General features: G+C 54.9%; 8 protein-coding genes. 2 read left to right on the top strand and 6 right to left on the bottom strand.

Going from position 1 to position 7972, the window contains the following annotated elements; genetic code table 11:
• From L691_RS0127280 to L691_RS0127260, 5 genes are all read right to left on the bottom strand, one after another.
• A partial coding sequence (locus L691_RS0127280) for a cysteine desulfurase family protein (RefSeq protein ID WP_025693351.1) occupies positions 1–1008 on the bottom strand: 1008 nt, incomplete at its 3' end.
• 110 nt (positions 1009–1118) lie between these two features.
• The gene (locus tag L691_RS0127275) at positions 1119–1829 is read right to left on the bottom strand and encodes a lytic transglycosylase domain-containing protein (RefSeq protein WP_025693350.1); all 711 of its coding nucleotides are present in this window, start codon (positions 1827–1829) and stop codon (positions 1119–1121) included.
• Positions 1830–2000: 171 nt separating this feature from the next.
• The gene (locus L691_RS0127270; protein WP_025693349.1) at positions 2001–2402 is read right to left on the bottom strand and encodes a hypothetical protein; all 402 of its coding nucleotides are present in this window, start codon (positions 2400–2402) and stop codon (positions 2001–2003) included.
• A 10-nt stretch (positions 2403–2412) separates the two neighbouring features.
• Complete coding sequence (locus L691_RS0127265) at positions 2413–2637, bottom strand: DUF1540 domain-containing protein (protein ID WP_025693348.1); 225 nt, start codon at positions 2635–2637, stop codon at positions 2413–2415.
• Between the two features lie 115 nt (positions 2638–2752).
• A complete protein-coding gene (locus tag L691_RS0127260) occupies positions 2753–3247 on the bottom strand; it encodes a YpuI family protein (RefSeq protein WP_025693347.1) in 495 nt (164 codons plus the stop codon).
• A 194-nt stretch (positions 3248–3441) separates the two neighbouring features.
• On the opposite strand from L691_RS0127260, the gene L691_RS0127255 reads away from it, so the two are divergent.
• On the top strand, positions 3442–5328 hold the full coding sequence (locus L691_RS0127255) for a S8 family peptidase (protein WP_025693346.1): 1887 nt from the start codon (positions 3442–3444) through the stop codon (positions 5326–5328).
• A gap of 17 nt (positions 5329–5345) precedes the next feature.
• Here L691_RS0127255 and pdxR read toward each other — a convergent pair whose 3' ends face one another.
• Entirely contained in the window at positions 5346–6923 is a 1578-nt protein-coding gene (gene pdxR, locus L691_RS0127250) for a MocR-like pyridoxine biosynthesis transcription factor PdxR (RefSeq protein ID WP_025693345.1), read from the bottom strand.
• A 97-nt stretch (positions 6924–7020) separates the two neighbouring features.
• Here pdxR and L691_RS0127245 point away from each other — a divergent pair.
• A partial coding sequence (locus L691_RS0127245; protein ID WP_025693344.1) for an aminotransferase-like domain-containing protein occupies positions 7021–7972 on the top strand: 952 nt, incomplete at its 3' end.

Here is a 7972-nt window from a genome sequence, read left to right as displayed (position 1 = left end):
CGCGAGCAGTACACGGCTCGGCTCGGCCAGCCTCGACGAACAGGCGGAGCGGGTGGATACCAGCATCCCGAGCTGCTCAAGCTGACGAGCCATAACCTCGCCTTTCATGCCGGGATAAGAAAAATGCATGATATGAGGCGCTCCCTCTTCGCAGCTATTCACAGTGAATTCGGGTATTTCCCGCAAAAATGCCAGCAGCCTGTTCCGGAGAGGCAGTATGCGGGAGACGAATTCTCCCCGCCGCTCGGCCGCCATCCGCACCGCTTTGGCTCCAGCGACAATCGCCGGGAGATTTTCCGTTCCGGCACGCATGCCACCCTCATGGGAGCCACCGCTCAGCAGAGGGAACAATTGAACCCCTTCTTTGACATACAGCAGGCCGCTTCCGCGGGGACCGCGGATTTTATGCGAAGACAAGCTATACAAGTCCGCTCCGAAATCCCGGGGACCTCCGGGGAGCTTGCCGAATCCTTGAACGCCGTCCACATGGAACAGCGTCCGGGGATTGGCCGACTTGACAGCACGGCTGATCTCCGCCAGCGGCTGCACCGAGCCGATTTCATTATTGACGTGCATTACGCTTACAAGGACCGTATCTCGCCGCACTGTTCCGGCAACCTCTGAAGGGTTCACCGTGCCATTTGCATCAGGCCGGATGAAAGTGACTTCCCAGCCCATTTTTTGCAGCTGCAGGCAGCTCTCATAGACGGAAGGATGCTCAATCTCCGTCGTTATGATATGGTGGCCTCTTCCCGTATACTGCAAAGCGGCGCCTTTAATGGCCAAGTTGTTGCTTTCCGTCGCCCCGGAGGTGAACCTGATCTCTCCGGGGAGAACGCCAAGCTCAGCGGCGCTTACTTCCCGGGCGCGTTCAATTAGAGCGGCAGCCTCAGCTCCGGCCCGGTGCAGCGAAGAGGGATTCGCATAATGCAGCCTCATCAGCTGCTCCACCGTTCGCGCGACTTCATCATAGGGCGGCGCGGCGGCGGCATAATCCCAATAAATCATATATGCCAAAACTCCTTTGCTGTCAATAAAGTGAAAGGATCAAACGGGGAACCGGCGGCCGGAGCACGGCGCGAACGGTTTGTCCCGTTTGACCCTTTCTATTATACCGCTTATACCGCATATTTGGCGCGGGCGCGTTCAATTTTGGCAATATAGGCCTGCGTCTCTTCCGGCAGCTTGTCCAATTGCTTCATCAGTTCTTCGTCTGTGCTGACTCCGAGCTTGATCACGCGGCCCGGACCCGCGTTATAGGCAGCAAGCGCCATTTTCTCCTGTCCGTTAAACCGGTTCAGTTGATACGACAAGTAGCGGACGCCTCCGTCAATGCTTTGCGCCGGATCGAACGGATCGGATACCCCGAGCCCTTCGGCGGTGCCATCCATTAACTGCATCAGTCCCTTGGCTCCCGCTGAGGAAACAACATTCGGATTGAAAGAGGATTCCGTATCAATGACCGCTTTAATCAGATCGGCAGGCACTCCGTATTTGGACGACGCCGCCTGAATAAGATCTTCATAGCTGGTCGGTTTTGCCGCTGCATCCGCAGCTCCATTAACATCCGCTCCCGCTATTTCCCCGGAAATAGCGCCTGCCCCCGAGGCCCCGACCTTCTGCCATAGCAGCCCGTCTTCGGACGCAGCAGTCCGGGCCTGCACCTCACCGGAAGATGACGATTGTTCCGCAAGAACAGCCTCAAATCGGGAGGCTCCCGATGTGGAGCTTTTATCATTTTTTGCCGAAACGCCTGCATCAGCTGAGCTTCTCAGGTTAATCCAATTCAATTGGCCAGTCTGGCTGGCGACGGCGGGATTAATATTCATGGCTGCCGCATTCCCTCTTCCCTTAATCTAGTCCTATAATAATTATATCGGCTTTTGGAGGGAATTTGTTAAATATAGTTTTATTTTCTGCTGCCTGCGGATTTTAAAAAAGGCTCTCAGCCCTTTTCCAAGGTCCGAAAGCCTTCTTTTCCAACTGTTCCCTGTTAAAACCTAACGACCGAAAGGAATCATAACGAAATAACTTAGCGTTGCGACAATACCAAGACCGATCGCCCAGCCTCCGGCTGTTTTACGGCCCTTATTATAAGCATAATAACCCAATACTGCCGCCGACGGTCCCAAAATAACCGGCCAAATGAACAGAGAAGCAATGCCTAATACCAGTCCAGCATAACCGGCGGTCTTATCCGCCTCCCCTCCTCTGTCCCTGTCCGTAGCCCGCTCCTCGGAACCTTCAGGAGAGGCGGAACGGACTGGAAGCGGACTGATCTCGGATGCATATTCCTCGCGATGTTCGGGCGCTTTCCGGGGGTAATCGACTCTGTGCGGACGCAGCGTGATTTTTTTGCGTTTGGAGCCGTTTGATCCTGAACCCTTGTGTCCACTGTCCATAGGGAACCTCCTACGCTTTCGGCTTAAAGGTAAGACAACAGGTTGCAGAGGAATTAACCGCAACATCATGATGATTCGCGTAGGTCATTTCTTCGGCGAATTCTTCTTTCATCCGGCTTCCCGAGTGCTTGTCGATTTCAATAATGATTTCCTCGGCACGGCAGATGTTGCTCTCCCCCCAATAATTACAGTTGCTGACACTGCAGTTGACTACGGTTTTTGCGGCATTTGCCATTGTTTATCACCTCGGGTTCATTATGTCCTTCCGGCAGAGCTATTATGCAGGCGGGGAGTTCAAGCCTCTTCGGGAATGAAAAAAAAGCCCCCCGCATATCGGGAGACTTTGGAAATTACAATTGATTTTGCATGCGGCGTTCAGTCAAATAATCGTTCTCGTAGTAAGTAAGATCATCGCGCAGTTCCTCATACACCTTGGTAATGTCCAAAATGATATCGCGGACGGGACGAACCGGCTTCTTGCGGAAGCGGATGGCATCCTGCCCCGTGTAGGCGTAACGTCCATCTTCCGAGTAGCTTTCATTTTTCGGATAGAAGAAGTTGTTGACGCCATAGTGGTAAACATTATAAAGCGCTTTTTGCGCAAATTCCTCATTAAATGTGGCGCGGCGGAGCGCAACTCCCAGCTTCTCGTACGACATCTCAGAGAATACCAGCAAGTGACGGAGGTCAGACAGAAATCCTTGATAAAAATGCGTCGTTTCTTCGTCCGCTTCGGGCGCAAGCTGCGGCAGCGCGTAGTGATTTAGGAATGCCTCCATTTTCTCAATGGCATATTTAAGCTTTTCTCTCGTCGTTTCGCACAAATTCTGAATATTGGCTGACATGACGGTTGCTCCCCCTTATTGTCTTCGGCTATAAATTTAACTTGCCTGCTGTTACATAATTCCTTGCATTTCAATCGTTTTCATGTCTATCCTAACACAAAAATAGGTTCGGCGGTATCCCTTTTGTACATGTATAAATCAGGCTGCGTCCTCCCATTCTAACCTTATTACAATGTCAGGGAGGAGCGGGAAATATGTCTCGTAAAAATATTGCCATCGCCGGTCTAGTCACCGCGCTCTGCGCTTCCGTGCTGGTGTTTATCATAGCTACGCATCCTGGAACGGGGAACTACGGGGGGCAGCCGGGATATGTGCCTCCAACTCAGGAGAAGTCTCTGAAAAAAATGGCGCTGGTCCATGATGTTGCCGCCACAGATAAGCTGAGCCGCATTGATGCGGGCCGGGATTTGCGCGCAATGCTTACGGCAACCGAAGGCAAGCCGCCGCGTGATGTTGCATTGTATGCGCAGAAGCTGGAACAGAGTCACGGGCATATTGCCATGCTTATGTGGATCGATTTCTCTACAGAGCAAATTCGGACATTCAAATCCATTGCGCCGGAAGGCACGCGCGAGCAGCAGCAGCGTCTTCGTCAGTATTTAAATGCTGCCAAATCGGCGGTTAAAAAGCATCAATCCTACGAATCGCCTTCATTTGCCGTCGGAACCCGCAAGTACTTTATTATGGGTCAGCGGAGCCGGGATGGACAAGTCGGCGTACTCGCCCTAATCGACCAGACCATACTGAACCGGGTAGCTGAGCACCAGCGAAAAAACTTACGGCTCATTCCCTACCCAAAGGAAGGCAAATTCCGCGTCGAGTCCGTGCATACCGACACACTGCGGGATATAACCGTCAAGACCGGGCATGACAATGAGAACGCGAGCCATTATTACGAGAACGAAATCGTTGTCCGGTTCAGGGAAGGCCACCCGGGGTCAGACCAGCTTAGAATAATAACCGCCGACATCCGCTGCGGAGCCCCCCGCAAGCTGGGTTACGCCTACATTTTCCGTTCTGCCAATATGAGTTATTCTCAGCTAAGGATATACTTCGCCAATAAGTGGCACCCACTTTACACCGAGCCTCACTTTCTGTACTTAACCAATGATTCCACAGATGAAAATACAGCTTCGATTATCACTCCGAATGATCCGCTGTACCCCGACTATCAATGGAATCTGCCGGCAATCGAGACCGGCCGGGGGTGGAATTTGTCCGAGGGAAGCAATAACGTCACCGTCGCCGTTGTCGATACCGGTGTCCAGGCCGACCATCCCGATCTTCGCGGACAACTGCTCTCCGGCTACAACGCCATCACCAGCGGAGCCAAACCAGCCGATGATGTGGGCCACGGCACCCATGTCTGCGGCATTATCGGAGCACTGGTCAACAATTCCGAGGGAGTGGCGGGCATCAGTTGGTACAATAAAATCCTGCCGGTCAAAGTACTGGACAAAACCGGAGCCGGCACTACCTATTCTGTAGCCGAAGGCATTATCTGGGCGGCGGACCACGGGGCCAAGGTCATCAATCTCAGCCTTGGCAATTATGCCGACTCGCAATTCCTGCATGATGCCGTCAAGTACGCTTACGACAGGGATGTGGTGCTGGTATCCGCCGCCGGAAACGATAACACAGAACGCCCGGGTTATCCCGCAGCCTACCCCGAGGTGCTGGCTGTCGCAGCGACGAACGCTTCAGGCGACAAAGCGTCCTTCTCCAACTACGGCGATTATGTCGATGTCACAGCGCCCGGCGAAAGTATCGCCAGCACGTATCCGGGCAGCCAGTACGCCGCGCTGTCGGGAACTTCCATGGCCAGTCCGCATGCCGCCGCCCTCGCCGGTCTGGTACGCTCGCTGAATCCGGATCTGACGAATAAAGAGGTCATGGATCTCATGACCAAGAATACCGTCGATCTTGGCAGCCCAGGCCATGATAAATATTTCGGCTGGGGCCAGTTGGACATTTACAAAACGCTGCAGGCGGCTTCCGGCGGCGAGGTTCCGCTTGAGCTGTGGCCCCAGCATGTCAGAAAGAAGATTAATCTGCTGGAACGCAGTCTGAAGACCAAATAAGAGCGCCGGTCAAATGATTACATTATTCTGCCGTTCATAGCTTCCTTAAGCAGCGGCATCAGGAGCAGCAAACCGCGCTCCATCTGCTCTTCTTCCATTTGAGCATAGCTGAGCCGGATATGGCTGGACGACGGCTCGCCGGCATAGCATACATGCCCTGCCAGAAAAGAAATGCCCTGCCGCGACGCACTCCTGTACAACTCTCCGATGTTGACAGACGCAGGAAGCTCAAGCCACAAATTAAGTCCGCCCCCGGGGGAACTCCACTTCACTCCTTGCGGAGCGTGGCGTTTCAGCAGCCTGGCTGCTCTTTCCATACGGGAACGCAGCGCGGTCCGCAGTTCCTGCGTATAAGCGTCATATTTGCCCGCGATGAACGGAAGCACCGCGAGCTGATTCAGCAGCGGGCTGCCCAGGTCACTCGCCGCCTTCGCGGCGATCAGCCGTTCAAGGATATCGCCTTCAGCGGCAACGCAGGCAATTCGGCAGCCCGGAGCAAGCACTTTGCTGAAGCTTTTCATATAGATGACATGGCCGTTTTTATCCATGCTTTTGATCGAGGATGGAGGGGGAGAGTAGAAATATAAATCGGAAAAAGGATCATCCTCCACTATGAGACAGCGGTAGCTTCGGGCAAGCTCGAGAAGCCGCTGTCTTCTTTCCATGCTCATCGTAACTCCGCTAGGATTCTGAAACGTGGGCACGGTATAAATCAGCTTGGGCGGACGCCGGTCACACAGCTTCGTCAGCAGGTCGATGCGCATGCCGTCTTGATCCATGGGAACAGATATCATCTCTGCTCCCCTTCCCGCATACACGTCGATAGCTCCCGTATAGCTGGGCGCCTCCAGATACACCGTATCGCCGGGTCCGACAAAGGTCCGCGCCACCAGATCGATTCCCTGCTGGGTCCCGCTCGTGATCATCAAGCTTGCAGCGGACAAGGGGATACCGCGTGCCTTCAGATGTGTTGTCATCACTTCCCGCAGCCCCAGATCTCCCTGAAAATTACCGTAGACCGACATCAGCTCCGGCCGTTTCGCCACCAGCATCGTCATCGCCTCGCCGATCTCTTTCAAGGGAAGCAGCCCGGAATGAATGGCTGCCAGGTGGAAGGAATATTCCGCCTCGGAGTAATCAAAATTCCGCCAAAGCTGCGCTCGCGGCAAATAATCCCCATAGTCCTCCTGCCAGCCGAATTTTCTCCGCGCATCAGCCTCCTTCTGTAATGCGCTCCGGCCTGGACTCCGGCTTCCGCCGTCTTCCCTATCCCAAAAATTGCCGCCCCCGGAGCTTCGGTCGCTGGGCAGCCCGGCGCTTCCTTCGCGGTAATCCCCAGCTTCCTGTTTCCCGTCCTTCAGCGGGGCGACAAAGCAGCCAAGACCTTGACGGCGCACAATCCGTCCGCGTCTTTCGAGATCGGCGTACGCCTTGCTAACCGTTACCTGGCTGACGCCGAGCGAGACCGCCAGCTTCCTTACAGAAGGCAGCTTCACCCCCTTCTGCAGCAGTCCGGATGATATGCGCTGCCCGAGCGCTTCGCTAATCTGCAGCGGAAGCGGTTTGCCGCCAGCTCGGCTCAATTCGATACGCATTGCTTTAGGTCACCCCCACTGTTATATTTGAAGCTTTACTGTTATACTCATCTGCCGCTATGATACCATCAAATCAGAAGGTAAGGAGCATAAGTGCATGAATATTGTTTATTCCACCATGGCGCGTCACCTGGGCTCATCGGCCGTACGCGAAATTCTGAAGCTGACTCAAGGGGGCAATATCATTTCTTTGGCGGGCGGACTGCCGGCGGAAGACCTGTTTCCCTTGGAAGCGGTTCGAGAAGCTTACAACCGGGCGTTGTCCGGAGAAACTTCCGTATTGCAGTATGGCATAACCGAAGGCTATGCTCCACTTCGCGAAAAAGTTGCCGCAAGGCTGTCCCGGCAGGGAATCGCGGTATCTCCGGCAGAGGTGGTTCTGACAACCGGCTCGCAGCAGTCGATCGACCTGCTCTGCCGGGTGCTGCTTGATCCCGGCGACACGGTGCTCGTCGAATCACCCACCTATCTGGCTGCTCTTCAGGTGCTTGGGTCTTACCGCGCCAACATCGTCCCGGTTGCCAGCGATGCTGACGGCATGCTGCCAGGCGATCTGGAGCAGAAGCTCCAGCTCCACAAGCCTAAGCTGCTGTATGCTGTTCCGACCTTCGGCAACCCTACGGGAGCGACCTGGAGCGAAGAACGCAGACGCAGCGTCGTAGAGCTGTGCCGCCACAGCGGCACGGTTATTCTGGAGGATAATCCTTACGGAGAAATTGCGTTTGCCGGGGGAGAGAAGGCAGGACTCCCGGCGCTTGCGGCTATCGACCGCGGTATGGGCGGCGGCGCTGTCGTCTACACTGGCACCTTCTCCAAAATCGTCGCCCCCGGCCTGCGCACAGGCTGGATCGCAGGCAGTAAGGAGCTTGTCTCCACAGTCGCAAGAGCCAAGCAGGCGGCCGATCTGCATTCCAGCGCCGTCGACCAGCGCGCCCTGGATGAGCTGCTGTCGGGCTTTGACCTTGAAGGGCATATTTCCGCCATTTCCCGCGAATACGAGGCTCGGATGAAGGCCCTCTCATCCGAGCTGCGGTCCCGGAATTGGTCGG

The sequence above is a fragment of the Paenibacillus zanthoxyli JH29 genome (genome assembly GCF_000520715.1).
Lineage (GTDB): Bacteria > Bacillota > Bacilli > Paenibacillales > Paenibacillaceae > Paenibacillus_AQ > Paenibacillus_AQ zanthoxyli.
The sequence above is the reverse complement of the archived record's forward strand: the minus strand, read 5'-3'. Positions and strand labels throughout refer to the sequence as shown.